Genomic DNA, 17,101 nt, shown 5'->3' with positions numbered 1-17,101 from the left:
ACGGGATCAGAGTCCTAGAAGTCGCTCCAACGTCACGGCCACGCCGTCGTCGGCGTTCGAGGCGGTGATCTCGTCCGCCGCGGCGAGGGCTTCGGGGACGGCGTTCGCCATCGCGACGCCGAGCCCCGCCCAGCGCAGCATCTCGACGTCGTTCAGCGCATCGCCGAACGCGACCACGCTCGTGCGGTCGATCTCCAACGGGGCGCACAGGCGCGCGAGACCGGTGGCCTTCGTCACGCCCTCCGCCATGACCTCGACGAACGGCGCTCCGGAGAGCGTCGCGGTGAATCCGGTCTGATCGAGTCCGCGCAACGTGGCGAAGATCTCTCGGGGAGTGAGCGAGGGGTGTCGGATCACGAGTTTCAGGCTCGGGGTCCCCACCACCGCGGACAGCGGCGCGGAGCCCATCGACGCCGGGTCGCGCTTGTGGTCGCTGAGCGTGGCGACCTCGGCGTATCCCTCCTGCGCGACGAAGACCTCGCCGGCCTCGCGCACGCTCGCGAACAGCAGCCCGGGGATCCTCGCCCCCAGCTCGCGCGCGATCCGCTCCTGCACCGCCACCGCGATCTCGGAGGCGAAGAGCTGCTCGTGGGTGGTCAGCTGGATGCCGTAGGCGCCGTTGCCGCACAGCGCCCAGCCGTCGAAACCGGCTTCTGCGGCGATCGCCCGCAGCCCGATCGGCTGCCGCGCGGTCACGGGCACCACGACGATCCCCGCGGCGCGCGCGGCATCGAGCGCGGCCCTGGTGCGTGCCGTGACGTGCCCGGACGGGTCGAGCAGCGTGCCGTCGAGATCCGTCGCGACGAGGCGGATCCGAGGGTGCCGCGTTTCGTCTCGGTCGGCTGCGCCGTCCTCGCTCAACGACCCCTGGGGGGAGTCGGCTGGAGTGGGATCGCTCGACGACCCCTGGGGGGACGGGGCTGGAGTGGGATCGCTCGACGAGCCCGGATCGGGCATCAGGCGAAGATCATCGGCAGATCGTCGTCCTCGTCCGCGGCGCCGAACGACAGGTCGACGACGACGGGTACGTGGTCGCTGGGCTGCTCGCCCTTGCGCTCCTCGCGATGGATCGACGCGCCCTGCACGGCATCGGCGAGGGCATCGGATCCGAGCACGAAGTCGATCCGGATGCCCTCGTTGCGCGGGAACTTGAGGCGCTGGTAGTCCCAGTACGTGTACCCCTCGGGGAGCAGCGGGCGCACGACGTCGCGCACCCCGGCCGATTCGAGGGCGAAGAAGGCCGCGCGCTCCTCGGGCGAGACGTGCGTGGAACGACCGACGACGATGTCCGGATCGCCGTTGTCCGCGTCGAACGGGATGATGTTGAAGTCGCCGACGAGCGCCAGGGGAAGGCCCGGTGCGGCCTCGAGCTCGGCGGCGGTGGCGGTGCGCAGCGCATCGAGCCAGTGCAGCTTGTACGCGAGGTGCGGATTGTCGAGCGAGCGCCCGTTCGGCACGTACAGGCTCCACACCCGCACGCCCTCGACCGTCACGCCGAGCGCCCGCGCCTCGAGCGGGGCGTCGGGCCCCTCGTGCCCCTTCGCGAAGCCGGGCATGCCGTCGAACCCGGTGCGCACGTCGGTCATCGGTGCGCGGCTCGCGATCGCGACGCCGTTCCACTGGTTCAGGCCGTGCACCTCGACGTGGTACCCGGCCTCCTCGAACGGCGCGTACGGGAACTGCTCCGGCTTGCACTTGATCTCCTGCATCGCGAGCACGTCGATGTCCTCCCGCACGGCGAACTCGACGGTGCGGGCGACGCGGGTGCGGATGGAGTTGACGTTCCAGGTGGCCAGGCGCATGGATCCAGCCTAGGGGCGGGCGCCGACACGAACCGCAGGGTTCGCGCGCGGAGGCGGGGGAGAGTCGGTCCGCGTTCGGGAAGCGCAGGGATCCGTGCCTCTCCCGTATGGGTCCCGTGAAGAAGCGGACGTCCGCGCGCACCGCCGCGCAGGGTGGAGCCATGGTCATCGATCACCGGCCGCGCCTCGCGCCGGCCCCCTCCCACGCCGCGATCCGGCCCGCACCACCGCGCTGGGGGTACGTGTCCCGTGCCGTCAGCCGTTACGGCGCCGTGTCGACCACGCTCGTCGTGTATCCGCCCGACGCCTCGGAGCGCGACCGCCGTCGTGCCGATCTGTCGCGCGCCTACGCCCCCGTCGCGGGCGCCGTCGCGCTGTTCGGCTGGATCGGACTCTCCGCCGCGGGTGCTCCGCCGCTCGCGGCGATCGTGGCGATCCTCGTCGTCGTCCTGTCCGTGGGTGCAGCGCTGTCGCGACGGGCACGGCCCGTCCGCCGCGCGTCGGCCGTCGTCGCGGCGTGCTGCTCCGCGTTCCACGAGGACGACGAGCAGCGGGCCGCCCAGCGTCGGCTGGACGCCCTCGCGGACGCCATGGTCGTGGCGAGCGCGTCCTTTCGGGCGGGTGAGGTCGACGGGGACGAGTTCGCCCGCACCTGGCGGGCCGTGCACGCGCACGCGCTCGGAGCGGTCAGCGCGCGGCCTGCTCCGCCTTCTTCTCCCGGCGCATGCCGTGCAGCAGCGGCTCGGTGTATCCGCTGGGCTGCGCGGCGCCCTCGACGATGAGCCGTCTCGCCGCCTGGAAGGCGATGCCCGGGCGAGCGCCCTCGGCGACGACCAGCGGCTCGTAGTTCGGATCGCCGGCGTTCTGCTCGTCCACGACGGCGGCGAGACGGCGCAGGCTGTCGTCGATCTGCTCCTCGGTGATGACGCCGTGCTGCAGCCAGTTCGCGAGCAGCTGGCTCGAGATGCGCAGGGTCGCGCGATCCTCCATGAGCCCCACGCCGTGGATGTCCGGCACCTTCGAGACGCCGATACCCTGGTCGATCCAGCGCACCACGTAGCCGAGCAGGGACTGCACGTTGTTGTCGAGCTCCGCCGCGACGACCTCGGGAGTGAGGGCTTCGGGCTCCGCGAGCGGCGGCACGAGCAGACGGTCCAGCGCGCTGTCGTCGACCGGCGGCAGGCTCTCCCGGATCGCGAACGGATCGACCCGGTGGTAGTGCAGGGCGTGCAGGGTGGCCGCGGTCGGCGACGGCACCCAGGCGGTGGATGCCCCGGAGAGCGGGTGCGCGATCTTCTTCTCGAGCATGTCGTGCATGAGGTCGGGCTCGGCCCACATGCCCTTGCCGATCTGCGCGCGGCCGTCCAGACCGGAGGCCAGGCCGATCGCCACGTTGCGATCCTCGTACGCCTGCATGAACGGCTGCGCCTTGATCGCCGCCTTGGGCAGGAACGGGCCGGCGTGCAGCGAGGTGTGGATCTCGTCGCCGGTGCGGTCCAGGAAGCCGGTGTTGATGAAGACGACGCGGTCGCGTCCTGCCGCGATCGACGCGGCGAGGTTCGCGGAGGTCCGGCGCTCCTCGTCCATGATCCCGAACTTGAGCGTGCGCGCGGGAAGCCCGAGCAGTTCCTCGACGCGGGCGAACAGCTCGGCCGCGAACGCGACCTCCTCCGGTCCGTGCATCTTCGGCTTGACGATGTACATGGACCCGGTCCGCGAGTTGCGGCCGGCGTTCGGCCCTTCCAGCTCGGGCAGCGCGCCGAGCGCCGTCATGACGGCGTCGAGGATCCCCTCGAAGACGGGGGCGCCGTCGCGATCGAGCAGGGCGTCGGTGCGCATGAGGTGGCCGACGTTGCGCACGAACAGGACCGCGCGGCCCGGGAGGGTCACCTCGGATCCGTCGGCCGTCCGGTAGGTGCGGTCCGCGGCGAGCGCGCGGGTGAAGGTGGATCCGTCCTTGGTGACGGACTCGGTGAGCGTGCCGTCCATGAAGCCGCGCCAGTTGCGATACCCGAGCGCCTTGTCCTCGCCGTCGACGGCGGCCACCGAGTCCTCGAGGTCGAGGATCGCGGTGACGGCGGACTCGAGCAGGATGTCCTGCACGCCGGCCGCGTCGGTGCGGCCGATCCGGCCCTCGCGGTCGACGAGGATCTCGGCATGCAGCCCGTGGTGCACGAGCAGCACGGAGGAGGGGGCGTCGGCATCGCCGGTGCGGCCGACGAAACGGTCCGCATCGGCGAGGCGCACCTCACCGGCGGCGGTGTCGACCACGAGGCCTCCGTCATCGACGCGGTAGGCGGTCGCGTCCCTGTGCGAGCCCTGTGTCAGTGGGGCGATCTCGTCGAGGAGGTCCCGTCCGAAGGACACGACGGCGGCGGCGCGGGCGAGGTTGAACTCCCGACCGGGGGCCAGGTCGTCGCTCCGGTCGATCGCGTCGGTGCCGTAGAGCGCGTCGTACAGAGAGCCCCAGCGGGCGTTCGCGGCATTGAGCGCGAAGCGTGCGTTCAGCAGCGGGACGACGAGCTGGGGGCCCGCCATCGTGGCGATCTCGGGGTCGACGTCCGTGGTCGTCACCGAGACGCCCTCCGGGACGGGCACGAGATAGCCGATCTCCGTGAGGAAGGCGCGGTAGGAGTCCGGGTCGGGGCGACCGGGGTGCGCACGGTGGTAGTCGTCGATCTGCTGCTGCAACTCGTCGCGCCGACGCAGCAGCTCCTCGTTGCGCGGCACCAGGTCGTGCACGAGGGCGCTCACTCCGGCCCAGAAGGCGTCGACGTCTCGGCCTGCTCCCGTCAGCGAAGCCTCGGCGAACTCGACGATCGGGGTGGCGACCCGAAGGTCGGCGCGGGTGAGGTACGAGGTCATGCGTGCATTCCTTCTGTGCGGGCGCCGAGGCGCGTCAGGGTCTCCCAGGCGATCTCCGCGTCCTGCGCGGGGGAGCCGCCTGCCACGCCGAGCCCGCCGACGTGCTGGTCGTCGAACACGATGGGCATGCCTCCGGCGATCGCGGTCAGCGCGCCTCCGGTGCCTAGCGGGAGCACGATGCTCAGCGGATCGGGGATCTGCGACGTCGCCCGCCGGATCGAGGCGGCCGTCGCGGCCTTGCGGCGCGCGGTCTCGGCGCTGTGCGGGGTCGCGCCGTCGTCCAGGCCGAACGCGATGAGCGTCATGGACGGATCGGCGACCGCGACGACGGGCGCCATGCCGCGTTCGCGTCCGATCTCCATCGCCAGCGACACGGCACGGGCGGCCGTCTCGTACGTGATCGCCGCGATGTGGCGGTGAGTGGACATCGGCGTCTCCTCGGCGTCGGCTCCGGAAGGGAGTTATCTTGACGTCGAGATTATCACAATACGAAGCTTAAGTTCCACATCTTGAAAGCGATGGGACGATGGCGGAGTGTCAGCGCTCGGACGGATCCGCCGTGCCGATGAGGATCCCGCGCGCGAGCACGTGGAAGTGGCGATTGAAGCCGAGGTAGGCCGGCGTCTCCTCGCCCGTGAGCTCGATCTCCTCGATGTCCAGTGCGTCCACGGTGATCATGTACCGGTGCACGCCCGTGCCCGCGGGCGGTGCCGCACCGATGTACCGGGGCAGTCGCGCCTCGTTCGGCAGCGTGACCGCCGCCGCGGGCAGGGACGTCGGGCCACCGTCGCCCGCGTCCGCGGGGAGCGAGCGGACGTCCGCGGGGATGTTCGCGACGGCCCAGTGCCAGAACCCCGATCCGGTCGGCGCATCGGGATCCAGCACGCTCAGTGCGAAACTCCTGGTCCCGGCGGGCGGATCGCCCCACACGAGGCCGGGAGAACGGTCGGCGCCGCCACGGTCGGCGGACCACGCCCAGACCGGGAGCGGGCCGTCGGCCTCGAAGTCGGGGCTGGAGAGTTCCAGCGGGGGCACCGGCTTCAGCCGGGCCAGGGCCGCGTACGGATCGAGGTCGAGCATGAGTCCTCCTCGGGGTCGGTTGACGCCACTCTAGACTTGTTGCCGTGACGCTCAGCACCCCCGAACTCGAAGCCGACCGCCAGGCCCTCATCACCCTCATCACGGACGAGGCGGTGTTCCACGGAGACTTCACGCTGTCCAGCGGCAAGAAGGCCACGTACTACGTGGACATGCGCAAGCTCACGCTCGACCACCGGGCCGCCCCCGCGATCGGCCGCATCGTGCTCGACCTCGTCCGCGGTCTCGACGGCATCGAGGCCGTGGGAGGTCTGACGCTCGGCGCCGACCCGATCGCGAACGCCGTGATGCACGAATCCGTGCGGGCGGGCACGCCCCTCGACGCGTTCGTCGTGCGCAAGGAGCCCAAGGATCACGGCCGCGGACGGCAGATCGAGGGCGCCGACGTCACCGGCAAGCGGGTCGTCGTGGTCGAAGACACGTCCACCACGGGCGGATCCCCGCTCAAGGCCGTCGAAGTGCTCCGCGCCGCGGGCGCAGAGCCGGTCGCCGTCGTCTCGATCGTCGACCGCAAGACCGGCGCCCAGGCGGCGGTCGAGGCCGAGGGCCTGCAGTGGCTCGCCGCGATCGATCTCGACGACCTCGGGCTGTCCCCCCAGTGAGCGGCGCGCTCGGGGCCGGGAAGAGCGCGGTCGCGCTCGCGGTCGACGTGGGAGGCACGAAGCTCGAAGCGGCCCTGGTGCGAGCCGACGGGACGGTCGTGGAGGGGACGCGCAGCCGTCGGCCCACCGGATCCGCGGCCACCTTCGCGTCGATGCGTGCGGCGATCGAGGCCGTCGTCGCGCACGCCCTCGCCGGGCTGCCCGCCGACGCCGAGTTCGTCGGGGCCGGGGTGGGAAGCGCGGGGCCGATCGATCGGGAGGCCGGCACGATCGACCCGGTGAACATGCCCGACGCCCGGGGCTTCGACCTGCGCGGCGCGGTCCGCGATGCCGCCTCGACGGTGCTCGGGCTCCCGGTGCCGACGGTCTTCGCGCACGACGGCGGGTGCCTCGCGCTCGCCGAGGCCTGGCTGGGCGCGACCGCCGGCGCGGCGGCCTCCCTCTCGATCGTCGTCTCGACCGGCGTCGGGGGCGGCTTCGTCGTGGACGGGACGTACCTGCCGGGCGCCTCGGGCAACGCCGGTCACCTCGGCCAGGTGCACGCGACGCCGGAGCTGACCGTCGAGCAGGTCGCCTCTGGCCCGGCGAGCGTGGCCTGGGCCGTGTCGCAGGGGTGGTCGGGAGAGCGCGGCGAAGACCTCGCCCGTGACGCGGCGGGCGGCGACCGGATCGCCCGCGCCGCGATCGAGCGCTCTGCCGGAGCCGTCGGCGCCGCCCTCGCGGATGCGTCCACCCTCGTGGACCTCGAGGTGGTCGCGATCGGCGGCGGGTTCTCCCGCGTGGCCGCCGACTACGTCGACCTCGTCCGGGAGGCGCTCACCGCGACCGCGGCCCACGGCTACTCGCGCCGCACCAGGGTCGTGCGCTCCGGACTCGGCGACGAGGGACCGCTCATCGGCGCGGCCGCGCTCGTCCTGCGCTGAGCCGATGCGCGTCCTCGGCCTGCAGTCCGGCACCTCTCACGACGGGATCGACGCCGCCGTCGTCGACTTCCGCCTCGACGGGGAGGGACCCGGCGGCCCGATTCTGCGCGGAACCCTGGTGCACGTCTCCGAGACGTCCTACGCGCCGGAGCTGCGTGCGCGGCTCGTCGCGGCGCTGCCGCCCGCCGCGGCGACGCTCGCCGAGGTGTGCGAGCTCGACACCCTCATCGGCCAGGCGTTCGCGGATGTCGCGGGCACGGCCGCGGCGGCCGCGGGCGGGATCGACGCGGTCTGCTCGCACGGACAGACCGTCTTCCACTGGATCGAGGGCGGCCGTGCGCGCGGCACGCTGCAGCTCGGGCAGCCGGCCTGGATCGCCGAGCGCACCGGGGTGCCGGTGGTCTCGGACGTGCGGATCCGCGACATCGCGGCCGGCGGTCAGGGCGCGCCGCTCGTCTCCTTCCTCGACGAGCTGCTGCTGCGCGATCGGGCCGCCGCGGACGGATCCGCCGCCGCGCTCAACCTCGGCGGGATCGCGAACGTCACCGTGGTCGGATCCGCGCCGACGCTCGGCTACGACATCGGCCCCGCGAACGCGCTCATCGACGCGGTGGTCCAGGATCGCGCGCTCGATCCGCGCGGTTACGACGCCGAGGGCAGGATCGCCGCCGCCGGACGGGTGGATCAGGAGCTGCTCGCTGCCTTCCTGGACGACGCGTACTACGCCCTTCCCGCCCCGAAGAGCACGGGGAAGGAGCACTTCCACGGTGCTTACGTGGCCGACCGGCTGAGCCGTCTGGGCCACGAGGTCTCCGACGCCGACCTCGTGGCCACGCTCACCGAGCTGACCGTGCGGACGGTCGCCCGCGACCTCGCCGGGAGGGGCGTCTCGTCGCTCGCGGTGTCGGGCGGCGGTGCGCACAACCCGGTCGTCCTGGCCGGGCTGCGCGCCGCGCTCCCGGACGCCGAGGTCTTCCTCGCCGACGAACTCGGAGCCCCGTCGGACGCGAAGGAGGCCATCCTCTTCTCGCTCATCGGCTGGTGCACGCTGCATGGCGTGCCGGCCGTGCTCCCGGGGGCGACGGGGGCCGTTGCTCCGCGGATCCTCGGCGCGATCACCCCGGGATCCGGTCCGCTGGGCCTTCCGGAGCCGGTGCCGGCGATCGGCGCGCTGACGCTCGACGCGGGCGCGGTCAGCCTGGGGTGAGCCACCGCGGGGTGCACCGCCTCGGGCGCCTGGCTCCGGTGCGCCGAGCGCGATCAGCGCTCTCGCGGGTCGTCCTCGTCCCACGGGCCTTCCCACCACGGGCCACGGCCGTCGCTGCGCCCGCGTCGGCCGCGCACGAACGACACGATCCATGCGGTCAGGGTTCCGAGGGTCACGACGAGGGCGACCCAGAGGACGGGGTTCGAGCTCACGGCCGCCTCCCGACCGCGGCGCCCGCGACGATGGCCTCGATCCGCGCCGCGCGGGTCTGCGGCCGCTTCGCCATCGCGATCTGCGTGAGGCCGAGCTTCTTCGCCGACGGAGGGAACGCGTCCCAGCCGGCCCGCGCCGCCGGATCCGCATCGAGCGCGACCGTCAGATCGTCCGGCTCGATCCCCGCCTCCGGTCCGTCGAGCACCTGCCACGCGCCGTTCGCCTTCGCGATCTCGATCGCCCGCAGTCCCGCCTCCTCCAGCAGCTGCCGCTCCGCGAGCAGCGCGACGCGGGCCTTGTTCGTGGCGGCCCAGCCGCTGGACGGCCGGCGCGGGGCGAACCACAGGCCGCCGAGCCGTGCGTCGAAACTGCGCACCGGGCCGTCGATCCAGCCGAAGCACAGCGCCTGCAGGATCGCGTCCTCGTAGCCGACGTGCACCTCGTCGTTGCCCGGGCGGGGGCGTACCAGCCAGGCCCCGGCCGACGTGTCGTGGTGAGCGGCGAGCCACGCCCGCCAGGTGGCCGCGTCCGCCGCGATCACCCTCTCGCCGTCGTCGAGGGCGCCCATCGCCGGGTCAGTCTCCGACGTCGGAGGGATCGGCGTCGGGGCGCGCCTGCGCGATCGGCAGCAGATCGATCACCCCGTCGACGATCTCGTCCGGGCGGAAGGGGTACTTCTCGATCTCGCGGAGATCGCTGATCCCGGTGAGCACGAGAACCGTGTGCAGGCCGGCCTCGATCCCCGCGACGATGTCGGTGTCCATGCGATCGCCGATCATCCCGGTCTTCTTCGAGTGCGCGCCGATCTTGTTCAGCGCGGAGCGGAACATCATCGGGTTCGGCTTGCCGACGACGTAGGGCTCACGGCCCGTGGCCTTGGTGATGAGCGCGGCGATCGCGCCGGTCGCGGGGAGCGGGCCGTCGGCGCTCGGGCCCGTCGCATCGGGATTGGTGACGATGAAGCGCGCGCCGCGGTCGATCAGGCGGATCGCCTTGGTGATCGCCTCGAAGGAGTAGTTGCGCGTCTCGCCGACCACCACGAAGTCGGGATCCTTCTCCGTCATGATGAACCCCGCCTCGTGCAGGGCGGTGAGGATGCCCGCCTCGCCGATCACGAAGGCGGATCCGCCCGGAAGCTGCTGCTGGAGGAAGTCGGCGGTCGCGAGGGCGGAGGTCCAGATCCGTTCCTCCGGGACGTGCAGACCGCTCGAGCGCAGACGGGCGGAGAGGTCGCGCGCCGTGAAGATCGAGTTGTTCGTCAGCACGAGGTAAGGGATCCCGGCGCGCTCCCACTGCGCGAGCAGGTCGGCGGCGCCCGGCAGCGCGTCGTTCTCGTGCACGAGCACGCCGTCCATGTCCGTGAGCCAGCATTCGATGTCTACCCGGTCGACCATGTGCCCAGCCTAGAGCCGGCATGTGTCCGGCACGTTGCGAACCGATCTCAGGACCGAAGGCGTCCGCGCCCGTGCCGAGGCGATGTCGTCCCCGTGACCGCCGATCCGTCCTGAGAACGGTGATCGACCGGCGGGAGCTGGCCGTCCGCGCGCGGTCAGGCGGAGAGCCAGACCACGCCCGCGGCGCCCGCGGGAAGCGGCACGTCGGCGCCGGAGATCCGCAGGCCGTCCGCGACGACCGTGACCTCTCCACCGATCTCGAGACCGGCCGCTTCGAGCGCGCGCAGGAGCTCGGGATCCCGATCGTCCACGCGCAGCACGCGGCCGGTGTGCGCCGGAGCTGCGTCCGCGAGCAGGACGAACGGTTCGCGGACGACCGATCCGTACGCGTCGGGGATGGCATCCCCGTGCGGGTCCCGCCGCGGCCGGCCGAGCCGTTCGTCGATCCCCTCGAGCAGTCGATCGCTGATCGTGTGCTCCAGCACCTCGGCCTCGTCGTGCACCTCGTCCCAGGCGTAGCCGAACTCTTGGACGAGCCAGGTCTCGATCAGTCGGTGACGGCGCACCATGGCCAGTGCGCGGCGCTCGCCCTCGTCCGTGAGGCGGACGGCGCCGTACGGGACGTGCGAGACGAGCCCGGATGCGGCGAGCTTCTTCACCATCTCGGTGACGCTCGACGGCGCGATGCCGAGCTTGGCCGCGAGCTGGGACGGGGTGATCGGCGTCGGCTGCCACTCGGTGTGCGAGTAGACCGTCTTCAGATAGTCATCGGCTGCGGGAGAGGCCACGGATCCAGCCTAGGCGGTCAGTGTGTGAGCGCCGAGAGGGCCGCGAACGCCGCCTGCCCCGCGAAGAACATGATCGCGAAGCCGGCGATCGCGCCGAGCAGCGACAGGCGTCCGTCGAATCCGTCGACCCCGCGCATGCCGATCGCCCGGGCGCGGAACGACAGGATCAGGGTCAGTGCGCCCAGGACGAGCTGCACCCACGGACCGCCCACGGGCAGCAGCCGAGGGAGCGCGAGGAGCAGGATCCCGAGCGCCCCCGTGGCGACCGACGCCCAGGTGCAGATCCGGACCGCGCGACGGGCGGACTCCTGCGCTGCCGCCTTCTCGGCGGCGCGTTGCGCGGCGGACGGACGTCGGGATCGTGCCATACGGAAAGCCTACGCGGCGCGGGTCCGTGCCTCGGCGCGGTCGGTCGCGCTCACGCTCCGGTGAACAGCAGCCACAGGAGCACGGCGTTCAGGGCGATGAGCAGCACGGCGGCGATCACGCCGACGATCGTGGTGCCGGGGTGATTCGCATGGGATCCGAGGGTCCGCCGGCGCGCGGTCAGCACGAGGAGCGGGACGAGGGCGAACGGGATCCCGAACGACAGCGCGACCTGACTGATCACGAGGGCCACGGTCGGATCCACCCCGGCGCCGAGGATCACGAGGGCGGGGACGAGCGTGACGAGGCGCCGGGTGATCAGGGGGATCCGCACGCGGAGCAACCCGTGCATGATCTCGGATCCCGCGTAGGCGCCGACGGCGGTCGAGGCGAATCCGGATGCGAGCAGACCGAGGGCGAAGAGGGTGCCGATGACCGGACCGAGCTGCGCGGTGAGGGCGGTATGGGCGCCCTCGAGTGTGTCGGTGCCCGCGGCGCCCGGGAGCGTGGCGGCGGCGAGCAGGAGCATGCCGAGGTTCACGGCGCCGGCGACGACCATCGCGAGGGTGACGTCCCACCGGGTGATGCGGAGCAGGCGGGCGACGAGCGCCGCGCGGGGCGCTGTTCCGAAGCGATCCCGAGCGAGCGCGGAGTGCGCGTAGATCGCGTGCGGCATGATCGTGGCCCCCAGGATCGAGGCCGCGAGCAGCACGGAGCCCGCATCGGTGAACCGCGGCATGAGGCCGCCGAGCGCGGCCGTGGGGTCGGGAGGCGCCTGCAGCAGGCCTGCGAGGAACCCGATCGCGACGACCAGGAGCAGACCGATCACGACCAGCTCGAAGGGCCGCGCACCGCCGCGGCCCTGCACGGACAGCAGCAGCATCGACACCGCCCCGGTGATCGCCCCGCCGAGCAGAAGCGGGACGTGGAAGAGCAGCTGCAACGCGATCGCGCCGCCGATGACCTCCGCGATGTCGGTCGCCATCGCGACGACCTCGGCCTGCAGCCAGTACGCACGGCGTGCCAGGGGGCGCCGCAGGCGCGCGCCGATCGCCTCCGGAAGACTCTGCCCTGTGACGACGCCGAGCTTCGCGGAGAGGTACTGCACGAGCCACGCGATGACGTTGGCGGCGACCACGACCCAGACCAGCAGGTAGCCGTAGCGGGCGCCCGCCGTCATGTTGCTCGCGACGTTGCCCGGATCCACGTACGCGACGCCCGCGACGAGGGCCGGGCCCAGTAGCGCCGCTCCCCGGACGCGCGGCACGGGGTGGTCCGCGGCGGCGAGTCCGAGATTTTTAGGCATACCGAAAACGTAGCGTATTTTTCGGTGTACCTAAATCATCCACCGGGGCCGATACGCTGGCGGGATGCCCGATTCCTCCCTCCACCCCGAACCCGACGAGCCGATCCTCGCGCACGGCGTCGGGCCGTGGGAGGGGGAGTGGCCGACCGGGGAGCACTACGACGTCGAGCTGCTCGCGCACGGTGACCGCCGCAACGTGATCGACCGCTATCGGTACTGGCGGATGGACGCGATCGTCGCCGATCTCGACGCCCGCCGTCATCCGTTCCACGTCGCGATCGAGAACTGGCAGCACGACATGAACATCGGCTCGATCGTGCGCAGCGCCAATGCGTTCCTCGCCGACACCGTGCACATCGTCGGCCGCAAGCGGTGGAACCGGCGGGGCGCCATGGTCACGGACCGCTATCAGCATGTGGTGCACCACGAGACGGTCGACGCCTTTGCCGCGTGGGCGCGGGAGGAGCGGATCCCGATCGTCGCGGTCGACAACACGGACGGCGCGGTGCCGGTCGATCACGCGGATCTGCCGGAGCGCTGCGTGCTGCTGTTCGGCGCCGAAGGACCGGGGCTCTCCGCGGAGGCGCTCGCCGCGGCCGCCGCGCACGTGGAGATCTCGCAGTACGGCTCGACGCGCTCGATCAACGCGGGGGCCGCCGCCGCGGTGATCATGTACGAATGGTGCCGCCGGTACGCCGACTGAGCGCCGGCGGAGGCGCCGCGTCGCGCCCGTCAGTCGCGGTCGATGCCGAACGTGTGCTTCATGAGCGCGTTGACGTCGCGGTCGAGGCTGCGGATCTCGGTACGGAGCTCGGCGATGTCGCCTTTGATCTCCGCCCGCAGACCGCCCATGTCCCCGCGCAGACCGCCGATCTCTCCGCGAACGACGCGCACGAACATGGTCGACACGATCGTGATCATGCCGAACATCCCGGTCGCGAACACGCCGATCACCGTCCACACCTGCGGCTCGTTGATCGTCAGCACCCCCTCAGTGTCGCTCGGATCCCTCCAGGATGCCAGCGCGGCGCGAGGAACGGACGCGGACGGCGGAATCTGTGCAGAACCCGCAAGCCGTACGGGTTGTGCACGGCGGAAGGGCTCAGACCGCGATCGCGAGCCAGCGTCCGCTGCGGACGCGTAGACCCAGTGTGACCAGGCGCGCGCACAGGTACACGCCGAAGAACGCGACGGCGAGCCAGACGAGCCCCGCTGCGCCGTCGACGCCGGTCGCCGCGACGATCGCGAGCGCGGGGAGGAACGGGACGAGGTTCAGCCCGCCGGCGATCGCCAGATATCGGGCGTCTCCCGCGCCCATCAGCACGCCGTCGAGCACGAACACGATCCCCGCGACCGGCTGCGCGATCGCCAGCACCACGAGCGCGGGCTGGATGAGCGCGGCCAGGCGCGGGTCGCCGGTGAAGGCGAGACCGATCACTCCGGAGAGGGCGCCGATCGCGATCCCGACGACGACGCCGAACCACGCGCCCCAGGCGACCGTGCGCTTGAGCACGTGCCGGGCGCCGGCCGGATCCTCGGCGCCCAGGCTCTTGCCGATCAAGGCTTGGGCGGCGATCGCGAGCGCGTCCAGGGCGAACGCCGCAGCGGAGAACACCGTGAACACCACTTGCCACCCGGCGAGCTCGCGGGTCCCGATCCCCGTCGCGACGCCGACCGTGACGAGCAAGGCGAGGCGCAGGCTCACCGTGCGCAGGAACAGCCAGCCGCCCGCGCGGGCCGAACCGCGAATGCCGCTCAGCTCCGGGCTCAGCGAGGCGTCGTGGCGGCGGGCCAGGCGTCCGATGACGAGCACGTAGGCGCCGACCATCGCCCACTGCGCGACGACCGTGCCGAAGGCGGATCCCGCGATGCCCCAGCCGAACCCGTAGATGAAGAGCGCGTTCAGCAGGGCGTTCGCCGCGAAGCCGCTCCCGGCGATCCACAGCGGTGTCACCGTGTCCTGCATGCCGCGCAGGAGCCCGGTCGCGGCGTAGACGACGAGCATCGCGGGCAGGCCCCACATGGACGGCGCGAGGTACGCCGAGGCCTGCGCGGCCACGGCGGCGTCCGCCCCGAACCACCCGATCACGACGGGGGTGAGGAACGATCCGATCACCGCGAGCACGGCGCCGAGACCCAGAGCGAGCCACATCCCGTCGATCCCGACCGATACGGCATCGCCGTGCGCCCCCGCGCCGAAACGCCGGGCGACGGCGGGGGTCGTCGAGTAGGCGAGGAAGACCATCAGCCCCACGATCGTCTGCAGGATCGCAGACGCGATGCCGAGACCCGCGAGCGGGGTGGTGCCGAGATGGCCGACGAGCGCCGCATCGACCATGAGGAACGCCGGCTCCGCGACGAGGGCGCCGAACGCGGGAACGGCCAGCCGCACGATCTCGCGATTCAGCGTGGGTGAGGGCACTCCCCGAGCCTAGGGGGCGCCGACGACGCGGCGGACGCGACGTCGGCGCCTCCGCCTAGGCTGAGCGCATGACAGACGTTCTCCCCTCCGGCCTCGCCATCGGCGACTTCGACCCCGCGATCCGCCCTCAGGACGATCTCTACCGCCACGTCAACCACACGTTCCTCGAGAACACGGAGATCCCCGCGGACAAGGCCCGCTGGGGGTCGTTCCACATGCTCGCCGATCAGGCGGAGAAGGACGTCCGCGCGATCATCGAGGAGGCGCAGACCGCCGACGAGGGCACCGAGGCGCGCAAGATCGGCGACCTGTTCGCGAGCTTCATGGACACCGAGCGCATCGCGGCCCTCGGCACGGCGCCCCTCGCCGAGCCGCTCGCCGCGGTCGATGCGATCGGATCCATTCCGGAGTTCCTCGCGACGATCGGATCCCTCGACCGCGCGGGGATCGCCGCGCTCCTCGGCGTCTTCGTCGAGCCGGATCCGGGCGACCCCGAGCGCTATGTGCCGTTCGTGGTGCAGGCGGGGCTGTCGCTGCCGGACGAGAGCTATTACCGGCTGGAGAACTTCGAGGGCACGCGGGCGGCGTATCGCGCGCACCTCGAGCGGATCCTGGCGCTCGCGGGGGTGGCCGATGCGGCGGAGCAGGCGGAGCGCGCCTTCGCTCTCGAACACGAGATCGCGGCCGCGCACTGGGACAACGTCGCCAGCCGCGATGCGGTGAAGACCTACAACCTCAAGACGTGGGACGAGTTGCAGGAGCTCGCCGGCGTCGATCTTGCGCCCTGGCGCGACGCCGTCGCGGGCCCCGCGGGTGCGGCGGCGTTCGCCGAGGTGGTCGCCTATCAGCCCAGCTTCCTCTCCGGCCTCGGCGCGCTGCTCGTCGAGGAACGGCTCGACGACTGGAAGGCCTGGCTCCGTGCCAAGATCGTGCACGGTCTGGCGGCCTACCTCACCGAGGACATCGTGCAGGAGAACTTCTCCTTCTACGGCACCGAGCTCACGGGCGTGCCCACGATCCGGGAGCGCTGGAAGCGCGGGGTGTCCTTCGTCGAAGGGTCGCTCGGCGATGCAGTTGGCAAGGTCTACGTCGAGCGCCACTACCCCGCCGAGGCCGCGGCGGTGATGGACGAGCTGATCGCCAACCTCCTCGCGGCCTACCGGCAGAGCATCTCCACGCTCGAATGGATGAGCCCCGCCACGCGCGAGAAGGCGCTCGCCAAACTCGACACGTTCACGCCCAAGATCGGGCATCCGAAGACCTGGCGCGACTACTCCTCCGTCGTCGTCGACGCGGGGGATCTCGTCGGCAACGCCTCCCGGGCTTCGCAGTTCGAGCACGACCGCCAGCTCGGCAAGGTCGGCCGACCCATCGACCGCGACGAGTGGTTCATGCCGCCGCAGATGGTCAACGCGTACTACAACCCGCTCATGAACGAGATCGTGTTCCCGGCGGCGATCCTGCAGTATCCCTTCTTCGACGCGGGACGCGATGCGGCGGCGAACTACGGCGGGATCGGTTCCGTGATCGGCCACGAGATCGGGCACGGCTTCGACGACCAGGGCAGTCGCTACGACGGCGACGGCAAGCTGCAGGATTGGTGGACCGACGAGGACCGCGCCGCGTTCGAGGAGCGCACCTCGTCGCTCATCGCGCAGTACGACGCGCTCGTTCCGGAGGGGCTGAGCCCCGACCACCACGTCAACGGCGCGCTCACGATCGGCGAGAACATCGGCGACCTCGGCGGCCTCGGCATCGCGCTGAAGGCCTACGAGATCGCGCTCGGCGATGCCGAGGCTCCCGTGATCGACGGGTACACGGGCGTGCAGCGGCTGCTGCTGAGCTGGGCGCAGGTGTGGCAGCAGAAGAGCCGCGAGGCCGAGACGATCCGCCTGCTCACGATCGATCCGCACTCCCCGAACGAGTTCCGCTGCAACCAGATCCTGCGCAACATCGACGCGTTCTACGAGGCGTTCGGCGTGGCGGACACGGATCGCCTGTGGCTCGCCCCGGAGGAGCGCGTCACGATCTGGTGATCGCGGCGCGCGTTTCGTCTCGGTCGCTGCGCGTCCTCGCTCAACGTCCCCGGGCGGAGCCCCGGCGGGGTGGTGTCTC

The 17,101-nt window shown here is 71.8% G+C and carries 19 protein-coding genes; 6 read left to right on the top strand and 13 right to left on the bottom strand.

Going from position 1 to position 17,101, the window contains the following annotated elements; all coding sequences use genetic code 11:
• Nucleotides 1-6 precede the first annotated feature (6 nt).
• Nucleotides 7-957, bottom strand: a complete 951-nt coding sequence (locus tag Q0P88_RS12150; RefSeq protein ID WP_295014495.1) for an HAD hydrolase family protein — start codon at nucleotides 955-957, stop codon at nucleotides 7-9.
• The gene (locus tag Q0P88_RS12145) at nucleotides 957-1,802 is read right to left on the bottom strand and encodes an exodeoxyribonuclease III (protein ID WP_295014493.1); all 846 of its coding nucleotides are present in this window, start codon (nucleotides 1,800-1,802) and stop codon (nucleotides 957-959) included. The genes Q0P88_RS12150 and Q0P88_RS12145 overlap by 1 nt, the downstream gene beginning before the upstream one ends.
• A 116-nt stretch (nucleotides 1,803-1,918) precedes the next feature.
• Here Q0P88_RS12145 and Q0P88_RS12140 point away from each other — a divergent pair, with 116 nt between their 5' ends.
• Nucleotides 1,919-2,584 (top strand): DUF6611 family protein, encoded by a 666-nt coding sequence (locus Q0P88_RS12140; RefSeq protein ID WP_295014491.1) that lies wholly within the window; start codon nucleotides 1,919-1,921, stop codon nucleotides 2,582-2,584.
• Here the strand turns inward: Q0P88_RS12140 and Q0P88_RS12135 are convergent.
• From Q0P88_RS12135 to Q0P88_RS12125, 3 genes are all read right to left on the bottom strand, one after another.
• On the bottom strand, nucleotides 2,490-4,667 hold the full coding sequence (locus tag Q0P88_RS12135; protein WP_295014489.1) for a malate synthase G: 2,178 nt from the start codon (nucleotides 4,665-4,667) through the stop codon (nucleotides 2,490-2,492). The two genes, Q0P88_RS12140 and Q0P88_RS12135, sit on opposite strands and share 95 nt — an antisense overlap.
• Nucleotides 4,664-5,095: a heme-binding protein gene (locus Q0P88_RS12130; RefSeq protein WP_295014487.1), complete on the bottom strand. Its 432-nt coding sequence runs from the start codon at nucleotides 5,093-5,095 to the stop codon at nucleotides 4,664-4,666. Before Q0P88_RS12130 ends, Q0P88_RS12135 begins: the two co-directional genes overlap by 4 nt.
• A 109-nt stretch (nucleotides 5,096-5,204) precedes the next feature.
• On the bottom strand, nucleotides 5,205-5,747 hold the full coding sequence (locus tag Q0P88_RS12125; RefSeq protein WP_295014485.1) for a YbhB/YbcL family Raf kinase inhibitor-like protein: 543 nt from the start codon (nucleotides 5,745-5,747) through the stop codon (nucleotides 5,205-5,207).
• Between the two features lie 44 nt (nucleotides 5,748-5,791).
• Here Q0P88_RS12125 and pyrE point away from each other — a divergent pair, with 44 nt between their 5' ends.
• Genes pyrE through Q0P88_RS12110 form a run of 3 tightly spaced genes read left to right on the top strand, consistent with a single transcriptional unit; the run spans nucleotide 5,792 to nucleotide 8,497 of the window.
• Complete coding sequence (gene pyrE, locus Q0P88_RS12120; RefSeq protein WP_295014483.1) at nucleotides 5,792-6,367, top strand: orotate phosphoribosyltransferase; 576 nt, start codon at nucleotides 5,792-5,794, stop codon at nucleotides 6,365-6,367.
• Nucleotides 6,364-7,290 (top strand): ROK family protein, encoded by a 927-nt coding sequence (locus Q0P88_RS12115; protein ID WP_295014481.1) that lies wholly within the window; start codon nucleotides 6,364-6,366, stop codon nucleotides 7,288-7,290. Before pyrE ends, Q0P88_RS12115 begins: the two co-directional genes overlap by 4 nt.
• A gap of 4 nt (nucleotides 7,291-7,294) precedes the next feature.
• Entirely contained in the window at nucleotides 7,295-8,497 is a 1,203-nt protein-coding gene (locus Q0P88_RS12110) for an anhydro-N-acetylmuramic acid kinase (RefSeq protein WP_295014479.1), read from the top strand.
• Nucleotides 8,498-8,550: 53 nt separating this feature from the next.
• On the opposite strand, the gene Q0P88_RS12105 is transcribed toward Q0P88_RS12110, so the two are convergent.
• From Q0P88_RS12105 to Q0P88_RS12080, 6 genes are all read right to left on the bottom strand, one after another.
• Entirely contained in the window at nucleotides 8,551-8,709 is a 159-nt protein-coding gene (locus tag Q0P88_RS12105; RefSeq protein ID WP_295014477.1) for a hypothetical protein, read from the bottom strand.
• On the bottom strand, nucleotides 8,706-9,278 hold the full coding sequence (locus Q0P88_RS12100) for a YdeI family protein (protein ID WP_295014475.1): 573 nt from the start codon (nucleotides 9,276-9,278) through the stop codon (nucleotides 8,706-8,708). The genes Q0P88_RS12105 and Q0P88_RS12100 overlap by 4 nt, the downstream gene beginning before the upstream one ends.
• Before the next feature lie 7 nt (nucleotides 9,279-9,285).
• Nucleotides 9,286-10,104 (bottom strand): HAD-IIA family hydrolase, encoded by an 819-nt coding sequence (locus Q0P88_RS12095; RefSeq protein WP_295014473.1) that lies wholly within the window; start codon nucleotides 10,102-10,104, stop codon nucleotides 9,286-9,288.
• Nucleotides 10,105-10,259: 155 nt separating this feature from the next.
• The gene (locus Q0P88_RS12090) at nucleotides 10,260-10,892 is read right to left on the bottom strand and encodes a metal-dependent transcriptional regulator (protein ID WP_295014471.1); all 633 of its coding nucleotides are present in this window, start codon (nucleotides 10,890-10,892) and stop codon (nucleotides 10,260-10,262) included.
• 17 nt (nucleotides 10,893-10,909) lie between these two features.
• Nucleotides 10,910-11,260 (bottom strand): hypothetical protein, encoded by a 351-nt coding sequence (locus Q0P88_RS12085; protein WP_295014469.1) that lies wholly within the window; start codon nucleotides 11,258-11,260, stop codon nucleotides 10,910-10,912.
• A gap of 50 nt (nucleotides 11,261-11,310) precedes the next feature.
• Entirely contained in the window at nucleotides 11,311-12,564 is a 1,254-nt protein-coding gene (locus Q0P88_RS12080; protein ID WP_295014467.1) for an Nramp family divalent metal transporter, read from the bottom strand.
• Nucleotides 12,565-12,628: 64 nt separating this feature from the next.
• Here Q0P88_RS12080 and Q0P88_RS12075 point away from each other — a divergent pair, with 64 nt between their 5' ends.
• Entirely contained in the window at nucleotides 12,629-13,267 is a 639-nt protein-coding gene (locus Q0P88_RS12075; protein ID WP_295014464.1) for a TrmH family RNA methyltransferase, read from the top strand.
• 29 nt (nucleotides 13,268-13,296) lie between these two features.
• Here Q0P88_RS12075 and Q0P88_RS12070 read toward each other — a convergent pair whose 3' ends face one another.
• Both Q0P88_RS12070 and Q0P88_RS12065 read right to left on the bottom strand, forming a co-directional pair.
• Nucleotides 13,297-13,551, bottom strand: a complete 255-nt coding sequence (locus Q0P88_RS12070; RefSeq protein ID WP_295014462.1) for a hypothetical protein — start codon at nucleotides 13,549-13,551, stop codon at nucleotides 13,297-13,299.
• Nucleotides 13,552-13,666: 115 nt separating this feature from the next.
• Complete coding sequence (locus Q0P88_RS12065; protein WP_295014460.1) at nucleotides 13,667-14,986, bottom strand: MATE family efflux transporter; 1,320 nt, start codon at nucleotides 14,984-14,986, stop codon at nucleotides 13,667-13,669.
• Between the two features lie 68 nt (nucleotides 14,987-15,054).
• Here Q0P88_RS12065 and Q0P88_RS12060 point away from each other — a divergent pair, with 68 nt between their 5' ends.
• Nucleotides 15,055-17,022 carry a M13 family metallopeptidase gene (locus Q0P88_RS12060; RefSeq protein ID WP_295014458.1) on the top strand — a complete coding sequence of 656 codons (1,968 nt, stop codon included), beginning with the start codon at nucleotides 15,055-15,057 and terminating at the stop codon, nucleotides 17,020-17,022.
• Nucleotides 17,023-17,101 lie beyond the last annotated feature (79 nt).

Source organism: uncultured Microbacterium sp. (genome assembly GCF_945952435.1).
Taxonomy (GTDB): Bacteria; Actinomycetota; Actinomycetes; order Actinomycetales; family Microbacteriaceae; genus Microbacterium.
This window is presented reverse-complemented; position numbering and strand designations above follow the sequence as displayed.

Bases quoted from the DNA above. Each gene is read 5' to 3' on its own strand.
- Q0P88_RS12075 (WP_295014464.1), top strand. From the start codon at position 12,629: ATGCCCGATTCCTCCCTCCACCCCGAACCCGACGAGCCGATCCTCGCG.
- Q0P88_RS12095 (WP_295014473.1), bottom strand. From the start codon at position 10,104: ATGGTCGACCGGGTAGACATCGAATGCTGGCTCACGGACATGGACGGC.
- Q0P88_RS12135 (WP_295014489.1), bottom strand. From the start codon at position 4,667: ATGACCTCGTACCTCACCCGCGCCGACCTTCGGGTCGCCACCCCGATC.
- Q0P88_RS12100 (WP_295014475.1), bottom strand. From the start codon at position 9,278: ATGGGCGCCCTCGACGACGGCGAGAGGGTGATCGCGGCGGACGCGGCC.
- Q0P88_RS12145 (WP_295014493.1), bottom strand. From the start codon at position 1,802: ATGCGCCTGGCCACCTGGAACGTCAACTCCATCCGCACCCGCGTCGCC.
- Q0P88_RS12125 (WP_295014485.1), bottom strand. From the start codon at position 5,747: ATGCTCGACCTCGATCCGTACGCGGCCCTGGCCCGGCTGAAGCCGGTG.
- Q0P88_RS12085 (WP_295014469.1), bottom strand. From the start codon at position 11,260: ATGGCACGATCCCGACGTCCGTCCGCCGCGCAACGCGCCGCCGAGAAG.
- Q0P88_RS12060 (WP_295014458.1), top strand. From the start codon at position 15,055: ATGACAGACGTTCTCCCCTCCGGCCTCGCCATCGGCGACTTCGACCCC.
- Q0P88_RS12130 (WP_295014487.1), bottom strand. From the start codon at position 5,095: ATGTCCACTCACCGCCACATCGCGGCGATCACGTACGAGACGGCCGCC.
- Q0P88_RS12150 (WP_295014495.1), bottom strand. From the start codon at position 957: ATGCCCGATCCGGGCTCGTCGAGCGATCCCACTCCAGCCCCGTCCCCC.
- Q0P88_RS12080 (WP_295014467.1), bottom strand. From the start codon at position 12,564: ATGCCTAAAAATCTCGGACTCGCCGCCGCGGACCACCCCGTGCCGCGC.
- Q0P88_RS12110 (WP_295014479.1), top strand. From the start codon at position 7,295: ATGCGCGTCCTCGGCCTGCAGTCCGGCACCTCTCACGACGGGATCGAC.